Below are 16,730 nucleotides of genomic sequence, written 5' to 3'. Positions count from 1 at the left end.
AAACACGCCGGCTTGATCGACAGTCACGCCCCGATGGATGCCGGGTCGCTGTGGGACGCCACGAACTCCGCGACAGTACGGGAACTCCTCTCACCGGTTCCTCTATCTATCTCCACAGTGGACGGCATAGCGCGGAAATGATGGGTGCACCGACCGTGCCGTTCTTTGCCTTCGAGCGGGCGCTACTGGCCACCCCGACCGAAGAACTGCCGGCAGCCGTCGACGTTGAGTTTGACTGGCCAACGGTCGACATGGACGACCCCGAGGTGGAGGCAGAACGGCAGCGTGCCAGCGAGGTCGCTATCCATCGATCGCAACCGGAACAAGCGCCAACCAAACGATCAGCTCAGTGGCAACCGCCCATGACGGCAGACGAGTTGGCACATCTGCTCGAACTTATGCGCAAGAAGTGGAATATGTAAGGAGACTCGCCATGCGACACCTCAAGAGACCCGCGTCAGGAAGCCACTGCGGCCCGGATGCACCGTTACGTTTCATCCTCGGCTTGCTCATTGTGGTCACACTATTGATCATGACTACCTTCGCCCTCGACAGCCACGCTGCCGGCGCAACGCCGGTTCGGTCTCCCAGCATGCTGCAACCTGTTCCGGGCAAATCAGCAACTACTCACAGCCTGGCGCGGGCCTCTGATCGTTGCGACACGGCGCCACCGCCGAACACTTCACAGAGGATTCGGTTCGCGGTCTCGTCCAGTGAGGACTCCTGACGAATGCCGTGTTCTTCGGCGAAACCGAGCTGATCCGCAGCTCGATACCACTTCCGCATGTCGTCATGACCAAACTCATGGGACTGGGGCCGCGTTTCGTGACGACGCAGAGTCTCCTCCCACGAAAGGTCGAAGTAATAGAATACCGTGCGGCCCCGGTGATCACGGCGAAGACGGTTCAGCATGCCCGCGTATCGCTCCGCATGCATGATTCCTTCGCAGATCACGTTCCACCCGCGGTTCAACGCAAACCGCACTGTCTGGTCAATCAACGCGATGTTGTGCCCGCCGGGAACATCCTTTTCCTTCAACACAATGCGGCGAAGGTAGTCCTGCTCGACCACCGCCACACTGCGACCAAGATGCGCGCGCAACCGATGCGCAGTCGAGGACTTCCCTGAGCCCGAAGGGCCGCGAAGCACAACCAAGCGAGTGTCCTCCGTGCCCACAGGACTCCTCGACGACATCGAATCCTGTTCGTCGATCACGGTGTCACTCAACGGTTGTTCTGGAGGGACTGGAGGATCGGCATGGCGGCGATCTGGTCTGCGCTCAGATCGTCCCAGTCGAGTCCGCCGGGGCGGCGCGGTGGTGCGCAGGTGATGACCTCGTCGGTCGTGACGATCACGTCGACGCTGAAGTCGTGGCTGGTCTCGGGGATGTCGCCCTCGATCACCTGGAGTGGATGCACGGTGGTGACGATCGTAGTCGCGGGACCGATCAGGCCCGCTTGTGCGAGCAGGGCAACTTCGATGTCCGAATACCCGGCGCCCTTACCGAGCCGCACGCCATGGCGGTTGACGGCCACGCTGCCGCACACGATCAGATCGACGGGCCGCAACTCATCCAGGCCGACGTTGCGTGCTACCGACGGCGCAATGCGGCTGGAGGCGGCGTCCTCGGCGGGGACGATCAGCTCCGCGGGGTCGAGCAGATAGAAGGGTTGCGGTGGCGCGAGCTTGGGCGCGGCCATGTAGACCACTTTGCCCGCACGCAAGGCGCGGGCACGGGCCGGGAGCTGTGCTTTGTCCGGCACGGCCTTGATCACGCTGGCAGCCTCCCACTCCGGCAGTGCGGCGAGTCGATCGGCGGCGGCCTCGGCGCCGACGAAGTTCGGGATGCGCCCATGCGCACTGCCGTCTCCTGCCACGACACCCTGCTGGTCCAGCAGGTTCCACACCTGCCGGCGGATGGTGTCCTTACGCGCGTCCACCTCGGCTGTGGTCACCGTGTGCGCTCCTCGTCACGCTGTAGTCATCAGTGAGAGCACCCGATCGTAGATGTCCTGAACGACAGGCTCGCCACGCCAGCGGCGAAGCTTGCGTACGGCATCGGAGACGATGTTCAAGCCGCCACCTCCGCGGGTGGCCTCCAGGACGTCGATGGCGTCGTGCAGGCTCGCCGCAGCCGCATCGAGCTCGCCCTGGTGCACATAGGCAAGGCTAAGGTTGCCGAGCACGATCGCGCGTGACTTGCTCCGCGCAGTCATCGCTTGGGCAGCTGTGTCAAGGATGCGTTGGGCGCGGCGGTGATCTCCTAAAAACAGGTAGCAGGAGCCGGCCAGCCGGTCAAACTGGGTCTCGGAAAACAGATGCACAGCGCCGTCGGTGGCCGGACGCTCGTGAAGCTGCATTCCGCGGCGGCCAGTGCCGACTCGCACCGCCGCGTGTCGCCGAGCATGGCGTGGGCCTCGGCCGAGTGCAGCTGCGCCAGCCCGGTCAACACGTTGCTGGTCGAGCGCGTGACCTCGGCAGTCTGTTCGGTCAGCCGCAGCCCCTCGATGGGATCGCGCTCCCCGTAGAGCGCGAGGTAGCTCGTCCGCAGCAGCGCGTGCCCTTCGGCAGTTGGGCTACCGATCTCGCGGGCCGCGGCTGTCGCCTGATCGAAGTACTGCCGCGCGGTGCGGTGATCCCGGCGCTGGGAGGCGTCCCACACCAGCTGTCCCATCAGCGTCGCCGCCGTGGCCTCGGCCGCGAAGAGGTCGCGCTGCAGGGCGCCATCCCCGCCGTTGCGGGCGAGGAAGCCGATCTGGCCGAGGGCCTGGCCAGTACCGGCTAGCAAGGATGTCGACGGCATCCGGTCATACCGCTCGTCCAGGCGGTGTACCTCCTGCCACAAGCTCTCCACGGTCGCCAGGTCCGTGCTGTTCGGGGAGCGAAGGGCGTGCCCGACGCGACCACGGCTCAGTGGCTCTTCCGGGTCGGCTTCCGGCGTGAGGAGGTCGATCAGCTCGGTGGCCGAGACGCCGAGTGCGCGGGCAAGCCGCGGCTGCTTGCGTGGCGAAGGAGTGACCTCTCCAGATTCCCACCGATAGATCGTCGACCGATCGGTTCCCATGCCGATGGACGCGGCAAGCTGCTCTTGGCTCATCCCCATCGCGCGGCGATGCCGCCACAGACGCATCCGCTTGCCGGACATGCACGCGTCCCCCAATCGAACAGAGTGCTTCCATGATCCTGGTCGGGTTTTCGCAGGTCAAGGACTACCCGGTGACGTAGCAGCCCAGGTTTCGGAACGAATTGTTCCTAAGACACTCCCAAAAGCGAAGCGCTGGCGCGCGAGCTGCTGGCGCTTGCCTGGCATGTGACCACTCCTCGACGTCGACCGTATCCATCTGATTCCAGGAGCATCTTCCCTGGTCACGGACCTGTGCGCAGCATTCGTGCAGCAACGGTGCAGCGATTCTGCTCTGGTTCAGCGGGCACCCCGCCGGTTGACTGCCAGCTGAGCACCCCACCGCTGCGGACACCACTGCACGGCCGACACCCGGTGCTCGGACCTGTGACTAAGGGGCTCGCTGCCAACGAGGAGACATTGTGACGCTCCCTCAGCGATTCGTGGGCGATGCCGCACCACGATCCCGTTGCGTAAAACATCGGCTCGCACCGCGTGCGATCCCGCACCGGCCAGGCGACGGACGCTCGTATCCCTCCGTCCCGCACGCGATCGGGAGGGGCCGATGCTGATGAAACGCCTGCTTACGGCGTGCCTACGATCGCTCTCGCGTGGCAGGGACGAAACCGTGCACGACCTTGTTCCCTGCCGGGACGGGCATGGACGACGCGCGCGCATCGCTGTGCGCGTGCTTCCCGGCAGGAATGTAGGGGTCGAGCTTCCCGTTCCCGGCCCGGTCTCCGTGCGTCCGCTTGATGTTGGGCGTCTGCGTTGGGCGCTCCGGTCTGCTGCAACGGCAACCGACTCGCCGCCGCGCACCCACCGAGACCGCCGGGCATCGCAGGGGTCCTGAACCAACGCACCGACACGCTCGCGGCCCTCTTCGCTGCTACAGCGCACCCATAGTCCGCGTGGAGGTGGAGCGCGTCTCGCGGCTTTCACCTCCACGCGCACCACCGAGCAAGGAATCCGGAGAATGAGCGCCAGAATCGAAACCTCACCATCGCACGCAAACCGCATCGGGAACGTAGCCGCCCCGGGCACACCCGGCATCCACCGCCATCCGCGTCATGCGGTCGTGATCGCCTCCGGCGGCCTTGATTCGACCGTACTGGCTTACTGGCTCCAGGCTCGCGGAACTCAGCTGACTCTGCTGTCCTTCGACTACGGCCAACGTCATCGAGTGGAACTGCGTTTCGCAGCGGCGACCGCACAGGCCCTCGGAACGCGCCACGAGGTAGTTGATCTCTCCGCGCTCGGGCGTGTCCTTCAGGGGTCGGCGTTGACCGATTCCGGCGTCGGAGTTCCGGATGGTCATTACACCGACGAGACGATGCGGGCGACCGTGGTTCCCAACCGCAACGCCATCATGCTCGACATCGCAGTGGCTCTGGCGGTGACCACGCAGGCTGACGCGGTCGCGTTCGGCGCTCATGCTGGCGATCACCCGATCTATCCGGACTGCCGGGAACGCTTCACGACCAGCTTCGCCCGGACAGCACAGGTGGCGAACGAGGGGTTTCTCACCGACGACTTCCAGCTTGTGGTGCCGTTCCTGGCCAGCTCCAAGACCGACATCGTGCGGCTGGGTGCAGCGCTCAACGTTCCATTCGAGCAGACGTGGTCCTGCTACCGCGGCGGCACGGAGCACTGCGGCCGGTGCGGCACGTGCACCGAGCGCCGGGAGGCGTTCCATGCCGCGGGCGTGACCGACCCTACGACCTACGCGGTGCAGGAGTGCGGCTGATGATGGGCGGCGAGCCGGAAAACGCGGAAAGACCTGAGTGGGGCCGTCTTTCCCGCCCCGACGCGCGTGTGCTGGAGTGCGCGTCAATCTCGCGGGGTGATGGGATCGTGCCCGCCACTCAGCCAGCGCTGACTTTAACGCATGTGGAGCCCGCACCACCAGCGGACAATCGTGCTGCTCCGCAGTCGCATTCGTTGATGCCGCTGTTGAGCGAGAAGCATCTGCGCCGAGCGCTACGCCAGTGCGGCCGGCGGTCTTCCAGCCCTGGGGCCGACCGGATGACCTGGCGTGACCTACGCCAGCAGGCCGGAGTAGTACTCCCGAATCTCGCCGCACAGCTCGCTGCGGGCACCTGGCGCCCCGGCCCGCTTCGCGAGCTGACGATTCCCACCTACACCGGGAAATCTCTGCCGACCGCAATCCCCACGGTGGTGGATCGCCTCGTACACCGAGCAGTGCGAAACGCGGTAGAGCCGGCCCTGGATGCGCGGGCGTTCGCCGACTGGGTCTCCGGGTACCGGCCCCGGCGGAACCGCAACACCGCTCTTCGCCAGGCGGCCGGACACTTGGCTGCCGGGCATCGATACGTCGCCGATATCGACGCAGCCAGGGTTTCCGACGGCGTCGATGTCGATGAAACGGTGCACTGGTTCGCCGAGTACATCCATGACGGCGCCTGCCTTCGTCTGCTCCGGACCTTGCTCGCAGGGTTGCCCAGTCCCGTGATTCCGGGTTCAGGGCTCGCACCACTACTGATCAATCTTCGCCTGTCGCAAGTAGACAAACCGCTGTCTGATCTTCGCATCGTACGATTCGCCGACAACTACTGCGCATTCGCCGAGACGATGGCGGGCGCGGAGAAGTCGTTTTGGCGCATCAGTGACGCCATGGCCGCTGTGCGGCTGGAACCCAACGCGGCCAAGAGCCGGATACGACGCGGGGCCAACGCCGAAGACCTCTTCCTCATCGACGGGTAGCGCGATGAACATCGACTGGATCGAAATCCCGGGTGGCACATGCTTGCTCGGAGACCAAGCACGTGCCATCACGGTGCCCACGCTGCTGTGGACACGTACACCGATCACGCAAGCACACCTGGGCGATGACCCACGCGAACGCCGTCCAATCACTCGTGTTGACCACCCCACGGCTGATCATATTGCTCGCCGACTCGGGGGACGGTTGCCCCGCTCAGTGGAGTGGGAGTGGATGGCCTCCGGCTCCGAGCGGCGGGTGTGGCCCTGGGGCAACGCGTCCTGGGGTCCCGAATTGGCCAACCTCCGTGACTCCGGCTACGAGGACACGACCGACGTCGCGGAGCATCCGGAGGGCGCCACGCCGCACGGGATGCTCGACGTGGCCGGCAACATTTGGGAATGGACCGCCAGCTCCACCATGGGAGACGGCTACGTGATCCGCGGCGGCTCCTACGCGTCCCCGCCGTTGTATGCGCGGTGCACATTCCTCAACTCGGCACCCGCTGAACTCCGATCACCCGGCATCGGGTTCCGGGTGGTGCGTGAACTATGACGACACCGGTCCCCGCCGAACATGGCTTGATCCTCGCTGGCTGCTCATGCCGGAAGAAGCCGACTCTGACACCGGTCCCCGCCTTGGACCTCTACGAGGGCGGATGTATACCCGGACTTCGGGATCGTCTCGGAACCAACCCCCGACTGCGCCAGCGGATTCGGATCGTGTCCGCGCTCTACGGCTTACTCCACGCCGATTCACCGGTTATGCCCTACGACCGCCGCCTGGCAAATATCGCTGAGGCCGACGTCCTACGGCGATATATGCGCCCGAAGCTCGCCGGTGAGTTGACTTCGGTCACGCACGTGCTGGCCATTGTTGAACCCCTCTACCTGCTCGCCCTAGAGCCCGTGGTGCGGCGGCTCGACGCCATCCGCCTGTACTGGATCGCCGCGCCACGAGATTGGCATCGCGCCACTGCTGTCCTCGACACCTGGGGGTGGGAATGAAAGCCTCTCTCGCCAGCGCCCTGGAACACCGCGGAAATGACCACGCAGATCACACACAAAACTTCGAGCGAACGACGGGGATTACCTGGCACGCCCCCGTTCCTTCTGGCTGGGTCGATGGTCGACGCCTGTCGGTAGTTCTGCCCGCGAACAACGTTGGCTACTGCCTGCCAATGGTGCTCGACGCGTTGGAAGCACAGACCTACGGGCGCCATTTCGAGGTGATCGTCGTCGACGACGCCTCAACGGACACCACCGCGAAGACCATCGCAACGCATCCTGCTGTCACAGCCGGACTGCGGCTTCCCGCCCCGCACGGTGCTGCCACTGCCCGCAACCTGGGCACCTACCTCGCCCAGGGCGAGACGGTGCTCTACGTCGACGCCGACATGCTCCTACCGCGCACGACCGTCGCCGACCTCGCGGCGCGGGCCACCGAGCACGCCGTGCTGACCGGCTTCCGGCACAACCTGCCGCACGGTGCTGCCTGGCCTCATACCGGTCCCGACCTCGCAGCCGACCACCGCGTCACCTGGCGGCCACCGGCGAACACTTCCTTGCTCTACAGCGGCATCGTCCTGCGCCAACCCCTCGATGGCCGGCCGCTGGAGCACACCCGCGAGTTTCGCGACCTCGGCCACGGGCGGATGTACTACGACTGGGATTTGCCGCGCATGGTCGTCACCGCGCTGCTGGCCGTACCCCGCGCCGCAGTCCTCGACATCGGTGGATTCGACGCCGAGTTCGGGCGCATCGGCTGGGGCATGGAGGATACCTATCTCGGCGCCTGCCTCATCGCCTCCGGTCTCCTGGTGATTCCCCTGCGCCAAGCGGTCGGATTTCATCTCGATCCTCCCGATGCGGCCGAGCAATGGCAGCACAAGCTCGGCACCTGGCCAGCCACCCTGGCGCGCTACCGCGCCCTGCTCGCGCAGCCGGCCCGCTCGGGACGGCGCGCCGTGTTCACCGCCTCGATGAACTCCCTGTTGCACTCCTGCGAGGTCTTGCGATGACAACGATTCATCACACCGCGACCACCGCCACGACGCATCGAGTCTTCGCTACTGGCGCGTGCGCTCACACCCGCTACGTCCATGACCCCTTGACTGGGCTAACGCACCGCACGGCGAACTTGATCGCCCTGGGGCGTGCCCACCTGCCCAGCAATGCGGTGGCGAGCTGGCCCACCATCCATCCCGGGGAGCTGGACCGTGAGGTGCCGGTCAGCGTTTGCTGGTCCCCGCTGGTGCGCTGCAACCTCGCCTGCCCCCACTGCCTGGATGACAAGGCTGTCCCCGAACTCGCCCGAAAGGATCGCCAGCGGATCGCCACCGTGCTCGGCGAGTCCGGCGTCCTGGCTGTGGACCTCTCCGGAGGCGAGCCCTTGCTGCTACGCGATCTTGGCGACCTCGCGGCCACGCTGACCAGCGCCGGTTGCGTCGTTAGCGTGACCACCAACGGCTGGCATCTGCAACGGCGTGCCGAAGCACTGTCCGGACAGGTCGACGCCGTACGGGTCAGCCTTGACGGTCCCGACGCGGAATCCCATGACCGCTGGCGCGGATCAGGGAGTTTCCGCCGCGCGGTTGCCGGCGTCCGAGCCACCGTCGCCCAGGGCCTCCCCACGCAGCTGCACACCGTCCTGATGGCCTCCACCCGCGGCAGTGCGCAGCGCATGGTCGACCTCGCCGCAGATCTGGGCGCCGACGGAGTGACCTTCCTGCAGATGCTCCCGATCGGCGAGGGCGCCGCGCTGGCCGGTACCGAACAGCTCACCGACGAGGAAGCCAGCGCCACCGTCGCCGACCTCCACATCCCCGAGGCGGTCACCGTCCGGCTGCGAACCCGCGACGACGCCGGAGGCTTCACGGTCATTCGAGCCGACGGCCGCGTGTGGCGCAACGACCCCACTGCCGACGGCATCACCACCCTGCATGCCTTGACCAACTCCTCCGACCTGACGCTGACCGGAAGGGATGGTTCAGCATGAGCATGAGCAACACCTCAACCGCTCCAGGGCGCGTCTTCGAGCACCAACGCCTGTGGCGGCTACACAGCTCCGCGATGCTGCAGGCGTGCGACCTGCTGGCCACCACAGCTCGCCAGCTCACCACCAGCGCGCACTTGGACGAGGTCAGCGCGGTGATCGGTATCGCGCACGGCGGCACCACTCCAGCCCGGCGCATCGCCGCACGCCTGGGCGTGCAGGCTCACATCATCCGCGCCAGCCACAACGCGACCGACGCGCCGTACAGCCCAGCAACCGGCACCGTGACCTGCGACCTCAGCTCCTGGCAGCCCAGCACGCCCACCCGTCTCGTGGGAACTGTGCTGGTGGTCGACGACATCTGCGGCACCGGCGCCACCTTCACCGCAGTCCTCGATGCCCTCCGGCCCCGGACCGAGCCCGACACCCGGTTCCTCACCTGTGCTCTGTGCCGCAACCACGGCGCACCCATCCCACCCGACCTGTACTGCTGGGACGTCGCCGACTGGGTGATCTTCCCCTGGGAGGACATTCCCGCAGGTCACCCGACCACGTCGCTCCCGCCAGTGAAGCAGGTGATCATTCGTGACTGACATACCCGAGCAATCCCGGTTGACCGTGGCGTTCCTGCTCGTTTCCTACACCCCCGACGCGCCGGCCGGCATGGAACGCGCCACTGCGGCCTTGGCGACGGGGCTGCACCAGCTCGGCCACCGCGCGATCATCCTCACCGCCGCCGAACAACCAGAACCCGACCCCGACATCGTCCGGCTACAAACCCTCGCCGCCTCGTTCCCGTGCGACGACGACACACTGCGCCGCGCCATCCACCAGGCCGGCGACAGGCTGCACCGCGAGATCACCGCCACCTTCGACGCGCGCGGCGTCGACATCGCCGTGTACGTCGACGCCCTGTGGGGGCTAGGGCGGGTGGCTGTCCAGCATCGGGCGCGGTCGGTTCTCGCCACGCACGTCATCGGGCACGACGAGGACCTGGCCGTCGCTCTCGTCAGCGTCGAGCACGTCGTCGCCCCGTCGACCACGGTGCTCGACCAAGCCCGCGAGCACGGCTACGACACCGATGGCTGGTCCGTGATCCCCAACGGCCTGCTGCACGACCATCCGCGCCCGGACGAAGCAGCTCGGGAGACGCTGCGCAGGCGAGCCCCGATCCGCGTACTCGGTCGTCTCGGGCCGGAGAAGAACATCCCGGCCCTGGTCAATGCAGCCCGGTTGCTCGAACGCCCAGCCGAAGTCGTAGTCGCTGACGCCGGATTCGAGACCGCACCCGGTGCCCAAGGCGGCGAGTGGTCCCGCTGCAGGCACGCCGCAGCCCACAGCCCCTGGGTGCACCTGCGATCAGGCGGGATGAGCTGGGCACATGTGCCCGCCTGGCTTGCCGAGGCAGCCGTGGTGATCGTGCCCTCCCTGCGGGAGTCCTTCGGCCTCGTCGCACTGGAAGCCATGTCCGTGGGAACGCCCGTGGTCTGCTACGACGTCGACCACCTGCCTTCCCTTGTCGGTACTGGCCCCGAGGCCGGCGGCGTGATCGTCCCCAGGTCACGTGGTGAACACGCGCTCTGGAAGGCTGCCGAGGACCTGCCGAGTGATCCGGTACGCTACCGGCACCTGTCCAGGGCTGCGTACTACCGATCGCGGGACTTCCGGCCCACCACAGTCGCCGAGTGGTTCGTGAAGGCGGTGCGGTGATGCCTGCTCAAGTCCCCTTGTTGCTGGTCGACGGCCACAACCTGCTCTGGCGGGCAGCCTTCGGATTCCCCGCCGAGATCCGATCGCGGGACAAGACCCGTGACCTCACCGCCTGCTTCGGGTTCTTCGCCCTGCTACGGGTCGCGATCCGCGACGAGCTTCCCTCGGCCCCCGAGGTGATCGTCGTCTTCGACGGCGAGCACGGCTCCGCCGAACGCCAAGACGCTGACGCCGACTACAAGGCCAACAGGGCGCTCGACGACGGCGCTCGGAAGGCCCTAGAAGCCATCCCGGTCGTGCAGCGTGGGCTCGACCTCTACGGACTGGCCTGGATCGAGATTGACAGCGCCGAGGCCGACGATGTGATCGCCACCCTGATCGGCCGTGCCCGGCGCCGCAACCGACCTGCATGGATCTTCTCCACCGACCGCGACTACTACCAGCTGCTCGACGAGCAGGTCCGGGTGCTCAACACCGCGATGCACCCCGGCAAGCGACACATCAACCCCGACGACGTGGCCGCTCGCTACGGCGTAGGACCAGCGCAATGGCCATGCTTCTGCGCTCTCAAGGGCGATCCGGCCGACAACATCCCCGGCGTCCGCGGCATCGGCGCAACCACCGCCGCCCGGCTGCTCGCCGGAGGACTCACCCTTGACGACCTGCCCACCTCCGGCCGGCTCACCGGCGCCAAGGGCCAGCTCGTCCGGCGGGACTGGCAGAAGGTCCTGGCCTGGCGCGACCTCGTGCGCATGCGCACCGACCTCCCGCTGCCGAACACCCCCACCGGCGATCCCAGCGCTGAGTTGCCCAAGCCCGCCGAGGTGATCGAGAAACTGGAGCTGTGGTGACCGAGCTCCATACCGCAACCAGTCCGGCGTCCGTGCTGACGGTCATGGCCCACCCCGACGACGCCGAGCTGTGGGCCGGCGGAACCCTCGCCCGCCTCGCACAGGCCGGCGCTGCCGTGACCATCGCGGTGCCCGACCATGCCGACGCCATCCGCAACGCGGAAGCCGCCGCAGGCGCAGGCGAGCTGGGTGCCCGGTACCGGCAGTACGCCACCGTCGACGCCGACTCGCTGCACGACGTGCTCGACGCGACTCGGCCCGAGGTCGTCATCACGCATCCGCTGGAGGACGTCCACCCCGAGCACCGGCACGTGGCTTCGACACTGACCGCGGCGCTGCCCGAAATCGTGATCGCGACCGGCTTCCCGCGTCGGGTCTATACCAGCGATACCTACAACGGGCTCACCGATCACGGTCCGGTCGCCGCGCACAGCATCATCGACGTCACCCGCACCTGGAACATCAAGATGCGGGCGCTTGCGGCGCACACCTCACAGCCCATCGCCGAGCACTTCGGCCCCATGGCCGAAACCCTGGGCCGCCTGTGGGGCAACCGCATCGGCACCCGCTACGGCGAGAACTTCACCCCGCTGCCCATTCTCGGCCGCCTTCCGGCAGCCACCACGCTCTAACGCACCGCACAGCCTCTAAGGACATCTCCATGGACACCGCTGCGCAGACGCGCGTCCTCGACGAACCCGTCTATCAATACAGCACCCTGACCGCGGCCGATCAGCTGGAACTACTCACGAAAGTGGTTTCCTCCGGAGCACTCGGAGCCATCGGCGGAGACCACGTCCGTGAATTCGAGCGGCAGGCCGCCGCACACCTTGGCCGCCACGACGCGGTCGCCACCGCTTCCGCCACGGCAGCGCTTGAACTCCTCCTGCGTTGCCTGCCCCCACACGAGCCCCCAGAACGGGTCGTCATCCCCGAAATCTGCTGGATCTCGGTCCCGACTGCCGTCCTCCGCAGCGGGCGAACACCGGTCATCGCCCCCGCAACCAGCGACCTCACCCCACATTGGGAGCAGATCGAGCCGCTTCTCGACGAGCGCACCACCGTGGTGATCCTGGCGCACCTGCGGGGCCGCCCAGCCCCGGACACCCAGCGCATCACTGATGAACTCGCCCAGCGCGGCGTCACGCTCATCGAGGACTGTGCCCAAGGCTGGGGAACCACCCTGGACAAGCAGCCGGTCGGTGGCCGCGGCGTGGCGGCGGTGTTCTCCACGGAGACCCACAAACTCGTTGCCACCGGGGAAGGCGGCATCATCGCCACCGACGACAGCCAGCTGCTGGACGCACTGCGGGCCGTCGGCGGGAACACACGCATCGCGCTGCCGGAGAATGCTGGCGGCCGGGGTAACGACCGGATGAGCGAGATCACCGCAGCGAGCGCTCTGCCACAACTCACCTACCTCAATGCCTTGCGGCAAACGCTCCGCCCGCTGCAAGACAAGCTCATCGACCTCCTCCAAGACGTGCCGGAGGTCCGCAGTGTTCTCCCCACCGCGATCGGAAAGTCGCCGAACCTCGACGCTGAGGAGTCCAACGGATCGCTCGTCGGCGTCTGGCTGCCCACACCTGGGCACGCCAACCGGGTCGCCGACCACTTGTTCCGGCTAGGCGTTCGGCACTGGTGGCCAGGACCCGGGGACCCACATCTGGCCATGAACTGGCCCGGCACACCGAGCACGGCCAGCCTCGTCGACATGGCCTGCTACCTCGACATCCAAGTCCCCGTGCTCGACGAATCCCGGCATCCAGCGTTCCTGGACCTGATCCGTTCCGCCCTGCGTCTGGACAACCACGGAAGCGAGAGTGCATGACCAGCCGTCCCCAGCCACCTCTGCGATGCGCGATCATCGGATGCGGGCAGATCGCGCACGAATACCTCACTACGCTTCAGCGCGCCGCCGACCTCACCATCATCGCCTGCGCCGACATCGACATCAGCGCCGCCACGAAGTTCGCTGAGCACCACGGCATCCCCGAATTCGGCACGCCCGGCGACGTTCTCGCTAACAGCAAGGTCGACGTCGCCGTGATCCTTACCCCACCGGCAACCCACATCGACCTCGCCCGCCTCGCGTTCGATGCTGGGTCACACGTCTATGTCGAAAAGCCGCTCGGACTCACTGCCGCCGACTCCGAGCTACTTCTTCGCACCGCATCCGACAAAGGGCTGCTTGTGGGCGCCGCACCCGACACCGTGCTCGCACCACCCGCACGCGCCGCTCACTACGCACTGACAACCGGGGCCATCGGCACGCCCCATGCTGCCGATGCGGCGCTATTGGCACCGGGACCCGAAAACTGGCACCCGGCACCGCAACCGTTCTACGCCTCCGGCACCGGCCCACTCGGGGACATGGGGCCGTACTACCTGACGATGCTGACCTACCTGCTTGGCCCCATCGAGTACGTCGAAGCGACCGCGACCTCGACCCGCAGCGAACGCACCATCCGGACCGGCCCCCACACCGGCGACACCTTCCGAACCGAGGCCCCGACCCACATGGTCGCGTTCCTACGTTCGCGGAACCAAGCCCTCATAACGGTAACCACCAGCTTCGACATCGCCGCCACCGCGCGCCCGCACCTGGAGATCTACGGGACCGACGGCTCGCTCGTGCTGCCCGACCCCAACTTCCACGACGGCTCCGTGCGCTACCGCCGCCGCGGTGAGCAGATCTGGCAGGAACTCCCACAGGATGACGTGGACGTTTCCACCGGCCGCGGGCTCGGCGTGCTGGATCTCGTCGACTCCATCCGCAGCGGCGCCTCGGACTGCCGCAGCGGCCACCGCGCCCACCATGTCGTCCAGACCATCGAAGCCATTGAGTTCGCGCGCACCAGCGGACATCCCGCCGAGCTACGACTGCTGCGAGAGGAGCGATGTGCGGGCCTACGCTGACATCGCCACAGCCTGGCACCGATTGGCCACCTACCTCGGCACTAGATTCCGCCCCGAACTCACGGACTTCACCACATTGCGGGCGTTCCTCGACGCCGAGTGGACACACCTCGGGTCGGCCTTCTACAGACAGAGCGGGGGATACCTCTACGACCTCACCCACTTCCACTACATGGGAGTCAAGGACCCGTTCTTTGCCTTCCTACTGGAGTTCATTCGCGAACACGGCATCACGGAGGTAGCTGACGTCGGATGCGGGATCGCGCTGGATACCCAAGCCCTGTTGCAAGCCGGTCTCGATGTGCACGGCTACGACCTCGACAACCCGTGCTTGGACTACGCACGCTGGCGGCTAAACCGCGATCTCGACGCAGCCCACCGCATCCACACTCTTGACCGCCTCTCGGGACAGCGTCACCAGCTCGCCTACGCCGTCGACGTCCTCGGACACGCCGACGATCCGCCGGGTCTGATCGAGCTGCTGTTCACCGCAGCCAACTACGTCTGCCTCAATCTCGCACCCCACGACCCGGACCATCGCTACGGCCCTGCTGACCTCCACCCCGCCCTGGACCACGAGCGCGTCCTGGCCGACCTCAGCAAGCATGGCGACCTCATCCGCTTGGGGACGCAACCACCCAATGTCCTCACTGTGTGGCGTTCGCACCTACGCCGTTAATGACAGGACACCCAGACGGAAAGGACGATCACCGCTGTTCGCTGCGTCAGCCGAGCCCACTCCAGGCGAGGTCCCCACCGCACGCCGCCGGGTCGAGATCACATCGTTCGGTTGGAACTACCGCCTACCCTCACCTTCGACAGGACAAGTCCTGGATGTGCGATGGCTGCCCAATCCCTTCCATGACCCCAATTTCCGAGATCTCTCCGGATTAGACACTCCGGTACAACGGTTCCTACTTGCGCACCAGGAGACGGAACGGTGGCTGGCGGCAGCGATCGAACTCCTCCGCTCCAGCCTGCGGGCCACGCAGCCGGACACGTCGCCTGTGCGCGTCGCGGTGGGTTGCAACGGCGGCCATGACCGGTCCGTCGGCATCGTCGAGATCCTGGCACGCCGACTGCGGAGTTTGGACGTGTGGGTTCTACACCAGGATCTGCACCACCGCGCTGGTGGGCGGAGCGAGCCGTTCACGTGGCGGCGCATCACCGCGGAGCACGAGGGCAGATGAGCAACGCCCAAGCAGTGGCGGCCACGTTGCGCGCGGTGCTGCCGCAGGTCCCGAACGACGTGGTGAGTCGACTGGATGATGACCTCGCAACTGTGACCGACTTGCTCTCCGAGACCCTGGCCACCAGCTGTCGCCATCCGGAGGCAATCGGGGAGGCAAGCCAACTACGCGCTGGCCTGATCGAGTCGCTACACAGCCTGCTCAAGGTCGTCGAGCAGGCGATCGCCGATAAGGCGGCATCCTTGGCAAGCGACAGCGAACCGGCGGTTCCGGCCCTGCCTGCGGAGGTCAGTCGGAAAGTGCAGGAACTGCGAGGCAAGCCGCCGCCGAAGACGCCGAACAAGGAAACCAACCAGTACGTCCGGGAGATCACCAGCCAGGGGTGGGCTGTTGAGAAGACCACGGGCAACCACCTCAAGGTCTGGGGACCGAACGGGGAAGGCCCCTTCGTGTTCTCCTCAACGCCGAGCAGCGCCACGAGCAATCGCAAGCTCCGCGCGTTACGAGACCAGATCCGTCGAAAGGACAGCACCGAGTGACCACCGACCAGCCAACGTCGCCCGAAGCCTCCTCACAATGGCTTATGGTCAGCGGGAGCGTGACCGATCCATCCGACTTGCGTCTGTATCAACAGCTGGCCGACACACCTGCCCAGGAACAGCCACAACCGGGATCGGCGTGGTTCATCGGGATTACCCGGGTGTTCACCGGCTGCCCCGATCCGCGCGTTGACCTCGAACGCGTCGGACGAGCGTGGTTCGAGCACTCCGGACTGGCGCCCCTGCTCGCGCAGGTCGACACCGACACCGAAGCCGTGACCTTCTGGAAAGCCGTCGAGGTCGACGACCCCACGGAGGCGATCCGCCTGACGGCCCAGGGCATCGCTCGGGCGATCGAGCATGCCGGGCTGGCCGACGGGACCGTTCGGCCGGGATTCAGTGTCGAGGTGATTGCCGAGCAGGACACCGATGACCAGCCTTGACGATCTCGTCGCGGCGCTCCAGGTGACCCGCGAGTCCCTGCCCCATGGCGCGGTCGATGAGTACCGTTCCAGGCTGGACGGCGTCGAGCAGCAGGTGCTGATGGCGTTACGCACGAGCCGCGATGAGGGTACGGTCGTCGCGGCGATCGCCCAGGCCCGCGAAGATGGCACCGCCCAGATCCGGAACTGCTTGGCCAGGCTCGATGAGCTGATCGCCGCAGCCGGGAACCACTGGTAGGAC

General features: G+C 66.6%; 22 protein-coding genes. 18 read left to right on the top strand and 4 right to left on the bottom strand.

The window, feature by feature from the left end:
• The first annotated feature begins 140 nt into the window (after positions 1-140).
• Positions 141-422: a hypothetical protein gene (locus ACFQGD_RS08415; RefSeq protein WP_345394746.1), complete on the top strand. Its 282-nt coding sequence runs from the start codon at positions 141-143 to the stop codon at positions 420-422.
• Positions 423-627: 205 nt separating this feature from the next.
• Here ACFQGD_RS08415 and ACFQGD_RS08410 read toward each other — a convergent pair whose 3' ends face one another.
• From ACFQGD_RS08410 to ACFQGD_RS08395, 4 genes are read right to left on the bottom strand one after another with little or no spacing between them, the layout of a single operon-like run.
• Positions 628-1,194 carry a kinase gene (locus ACFQGD_RS08410; protein WP_345395102.1) on the bottom strand — a complete coding sequence of 189 codons (567 nt, stop codon included), beginning with the start codon at positions 1,192-1,194 and terminating at the stop codon, positions 628-630.
• A gap of 29 nt (positions 1,195-1,223) precedes the next feature.
• Positions 1,224-1,955: a 5-formyltetrahydrofolate cyclo-ligase gene (locus ACFQGD_RS08405; protein WP_345394743.1), complete on the bottom strand. Its 732-nt coding sequence runs from the start codon at positions 1,953-1,955 to the stop codon at positions 1,224-1,226.
• A 15-nt stretch (positions 1,956-1,970) separates the two neighbouring features.
• Positions 1,971-2,216: a hypothetical protein gene (locus ACFQGD_RS08400; protein ID WP_345394740.1), complete on the bottom strand. Its 246-nt coding sequence runs from the start codon at positions 2,214-2,216 to the stop codon at positions 1,971-1,973.
• A 47-nt stretch (positions 2,217-2,263) separates the two neighbouring features.
• Entirely contained in the window at positions 2,264-3,145 is an 882-nt protein-coding gene (locus tag ACFQGD_RS08395) for a helix-turn-helix domain-containing protein (protein ID WP_345394737.1), read from the bottom strand.
• 1,054 nt (positions 3,146-4,199) lie between these two features.
• On the opposite strand from ACFQGD_RS08395, the gene queC reads away from it, so the two are divergent.
• From queC to ACFQGD_RS08310, 17 genes are all read left to right on the top strand, one after another.
• Positions 4,200-4,868, top strand: a complete 669-nt coding sequence (gene queC / locus ACFQGD_RS08390; RefSeq protein ID WP_345395099.1) for a 7-cyano-7-deazaguanine synthase QueC — start codon at positions 4,200-4,202, stop codon at positions 4,866-4,868.
• 278 nt (positions 4,869-5,146) lie between these two features.
• On the top strand, positions 5,147-5,845 hold the full coding sequence (locus ACFQGD_RS08385; RefSeq protein ID WP_345394734.1) for a reverse transcriptase domain-containing protein: 699 nt from the start codon (positions 5,147-5,149) through the stop codon (positions 5,843-5,845).
• A gap of 4 nt (positions 5,846-5,849) precedes the next feature.
• Positions 5,850-6,398, top strand: a complete 549-nt coding sequence (locus ACFQGD_RS08380; protein WP_345394731.1) for a formylglycine-generating enzyme family protein — start codon at positions 5,850-5,852, stop codon at positions 6,396-6,398.
• 167 nt (positions 6,399-6,565) lie between these two features.
• Entirely contained in the window at positions 6,566-6,850 is a 285-nt protein-coding gene (locus ACFQGD_RS08375) for a hypothetical protein (protein WP_345394728.1), read from the top strand.
• Positions 6,847-7,863, top strand: coding sequence for a glycosyltransferase family 2 protein (locus tag ACFQGD_RS08370; protein ID WP_345394725.1), 1,017 nt, complete (start codon positions 6,847-6,849; stop codon positions 7,861-7,863). Before ACFQGD_RS08375 ends, ACFQGD_RS08370 begins: the two co-directional genes overlap by 4 nt.
• A complete protein-coding gene (locus tag ACFQGD_RS08365; protein ID WP_345394722.1) occupies positions 7,860-8,840 on the top strand; it encodes a radical SAM protein in 981 nt (326 codons plus the stop codon). Before ACFQGD_RS08370 ends, ACFQGD_RS08365 begins: the two co-directional genes overlap by 4 nt.
• A gap of 2 nt (positions 8,841-8,842) precedes the next feature.
• Positions 8,843-9,430, top strand: coding sequence for a phosphoribosyltransferase (locus ACFQGD_RS08360; RefSeq protein ID WP_345394719.1), 588 nt, complete (start codon positions 8,843-8,845; stop codon positions 9,428-9,430).
• Positions 9,423-10,547, top strand: coding sequence for a glycosyltransferase family 4 protein (locus ACFQGD_RS08355; protein ID WP_345394716.1), 1,125 nt, complete (start codon positions 9,423-9,425; stop codon positions 10,545-10,547). The genes ACFQGD_RS08360 and ACFQGD_RS08355 overlap by 8 nt, the downstream gene beginning before the upstream one ends.
• Entirely contained in the window at positions 10,547-11,398 is an 852-nt protein-coding gene (locus tag ACFQGD_RS08350; RefSeq protein WP_345394713.1) for a 5'-3' exonuclease, read from the top strand. Before ACFQGD_RS08355 ends, ACFQGD_RS08350 begins: the two co-directional genes overlap by 1 nt.
• Positions 11,395-12,030, top strand: coding sequence for a PIG-L deacetylase family protein (locus ACFQGD_RS08345; RefSeq protein ID WP_345394711.1), 636 nt, complete (start codon positions 11,395-11,397; stop codon positions 12,028-12,030). The genes ACFQGD_RS08350 and ACFQGD_RS08345 overlap by 4 nt, the downstream gene beginning before the upstream one ends.
• Positions 12,031-12,059: 29 nt before the next feature.
• On the top strand, positions 12,060-13,229 hold the full coding sequence (locus ACFQGD_RS08340; RefSeq protein WP_345394708.1) for a DegT/DnrJ/EryC1/StrS family aminotransferase: 1,170 nt from the start codon (positions 12,060-12,062) through the stop codon (positions 13,227-13,229).
• Entirely contained in the window at positions 13,226-14,317 is a 1,092-nt protein-coding gene (locus ACFQGD_RS08335; protein WP_345394705.1) for a Gfo/Idh/MocA family protein, read from the top strand. Before ACFQGD_RS08340 ends, ACFQGD_RS08335 begins: the two co-directional genes overlap by 4 nt.
• Positions 14,301-14,996, top strand: coding sequence for a class I SAM-dependent methyltransferase (locus ACFQGD_RS08330; RefSeq protein ID WP_345394702.1), 696 nt, complete (start codon positions 14,301-14,303; stop codon positions 14,994-14,996). The genes ACFQGD_RS08335 and ACFQGD_RS08330 overlap by 17 nt, the downstream gene beginning before the upstream one ends.
• Positions 14,923-15,507 (top strand): RapZ C-terminal domain-containing protein, encoded by a 585-nt coding sequence (locus ACFQGD_RS08325; protein WP_390183675.1) that lies wholly within the window; start codon positions 14,923-14,925, stop codon positions 15,505-15,507. The genes ACFQGD_RS08330 and ACFQGD_RS08325 overlap by 74 nt, the downstream gene beginning before the upstream one ends.
• Positions 15,504-16,046: a hypothetical protein gene (locus tag ACFQGD_RS08320; protein WP_345394699.1), complete on the top strand. Its 543-nt coding sequence runs from the start codon at positions 15,504-15,506 to the stop codon at positions 16,044-16,046. Before ACFQGD_RS08325 ends, ACFQGD_RS08320 begins: the two co-directional genes overlap by 4 nt.
• Positions 16,043-16,489 (top strand): hypothetical protein, encoded by a 447-nt coding sequence (locus ACFQGD_RS08315; protein WP_345394696.1) that lies wholly within the window; start codon positions 16,043-16,045, stop codon positions 16,487-16,489. The genes ACFQGD_RS08320 and ACFQGD_RS08315 overlap by 4 nt, the downstream gene beginning before the upstream one ends.
• Complete coding sequence (locus tag ACFQGD_RS08310) at positions 16,476-16,727, top strand: hypothetical protein (RefSeq protein WP_345394694.1); 252 nt, start codon at positions 16,476-16,478, stop codon at positions 16,725-16,727. Before ACFQGD_RS08315 ends, ACFQGD_RS08310 begins: the two co-directional genes overlap by 14 nt.
• Positions 16,728-16,730: the final 3 nt, after the last annotated feature.

The sequence above is a fragment of the Haloechinothrix salitolerans genome, assembly GCF_042662605.1.
Taxonomy (GTDB): domain Bacteria; phylum Actinomycetota; class Actinomycetes; order Mycobacteriales; family Pseudonocardiaceae; genus Haloechinothrix_A; species Haloechinothrix_A salitolerans.
Note: the sequence above shows the minus strand (reverse complement) of the source record. Positions and strands in the feature narration are given on the sequence as shown.

Excerpts from the sequence above, each read along its gene's own strand:
- ACFQGD_RS08310 (WP_345394694.1), top strand. The coding sequence starts at position 16,476 with ATGACCAGCCTTGACGATCTCGTCGCGGCGCTCCAGGTGACCCGCGAG.
- ACFQGD_RS08350 (WP_345394713.1), top strand. The coding sequence starts at position 10,547 with ATGCCTGCTCAAGTCCCCTTGTTGCTGGTCGACGGCCACAACCTGCTC.
- ACFQGD_RS08400 (WP_345394740.1), bottom strand. The coding sequence starts at position 2,216 with ATGACTGCGCGGAGCAAGTCACGCGCGATCGTGCTCGGCAACCTTAGC.
- ACFQGD_RS08415 (WP_345394746.1), top strand. The coding sequence starts at position 141 with ATGGGTGCACCGACCGTGCCGTTCTTTGCCTTCGAGCGGGCGCTACTG.
- ACFQGD_RS08410 (WP_345395102.1), bottom strand. The coding sequence starts at position 1,194 with ATGTCGTCGAGGAGTCCTGTGGGCACGGAGGACACTCGCTTGGTTGTG.
- ACFQGD_RS08360 (WP_345394719.1), top strand. The coding sequence starts at position 8,843 with ATGAGCAACACCTCAACCGCTCCAGGGCGCGTCTTCGAGCACCAACGC.
- ACFQGD_RS08325 (WP_390183675.1), top strand. The coding sequence starts at position 14,923 with ATGGCGACCTCATCCGCTTGGGGACGCAACCACCCAATGTCCTCACTG.
- ACFQGD_RS08380 (WP_345394731.1), top strand. The coding sequence starts at position 5,850 with ATGAACATCGACTGGATCGAAATCCCGGGTGGCACATGCTTGCTCGGA.
- ACFQGD_RS08385 (WP_345394734.1), top strand. The coding sequence starts at position 5,147 with ATGACCTGGCGTGACCTACGCCAGCAGGCCGGAGTAGTACTCCCGAAT.
- ACFQGD_RS08335 (WP_345394705.1), top strand. The coding sequence starts at position 13,226 with ATGACCAGCCGTCCCCAGCCACCTCTGCGATGCGCGATCATCGGATGC.
- ACFQGD_RS08340 (WP_345394708.1), top strand. The coding sequence starts at position 12,060 with ATGGACACCGCTGCGCAGACGCGCGTCCTCGACGAACCCGTCTATCAA.
- ACFQGD_RS08365 (WP_345394722.1), top strand. The coding sequence starts at position 7,860 with ATGACAACGATTCATCACACCGCGACCACCGCCACGACGCATCGAGTC.
- ACFQGD_RS08320 (WP_345394699.1), top strand. The coding sequence starts at position 15,504 with ATGAGCAACGCCCAAGCAGTGGCGGCCACGTTGCGCGCGGTGCTGCCG.
- ACFQGD_RS08370 (WP_345394725.1), top strand. The coding sequence starts at position 6,847 with ATGAAAGCCTCTCTCGCCAGCGCCCTGGAACACCGCGGAAATGACCAC.
- ACFQGD_RS08395 (WP_345394737.1), bottom strand. The coding sequence starts at position 3,145 with ATGTCCGGCAAGCGGATGCGTCTGTGGCGGCATCGCCGCGCGATGGGG.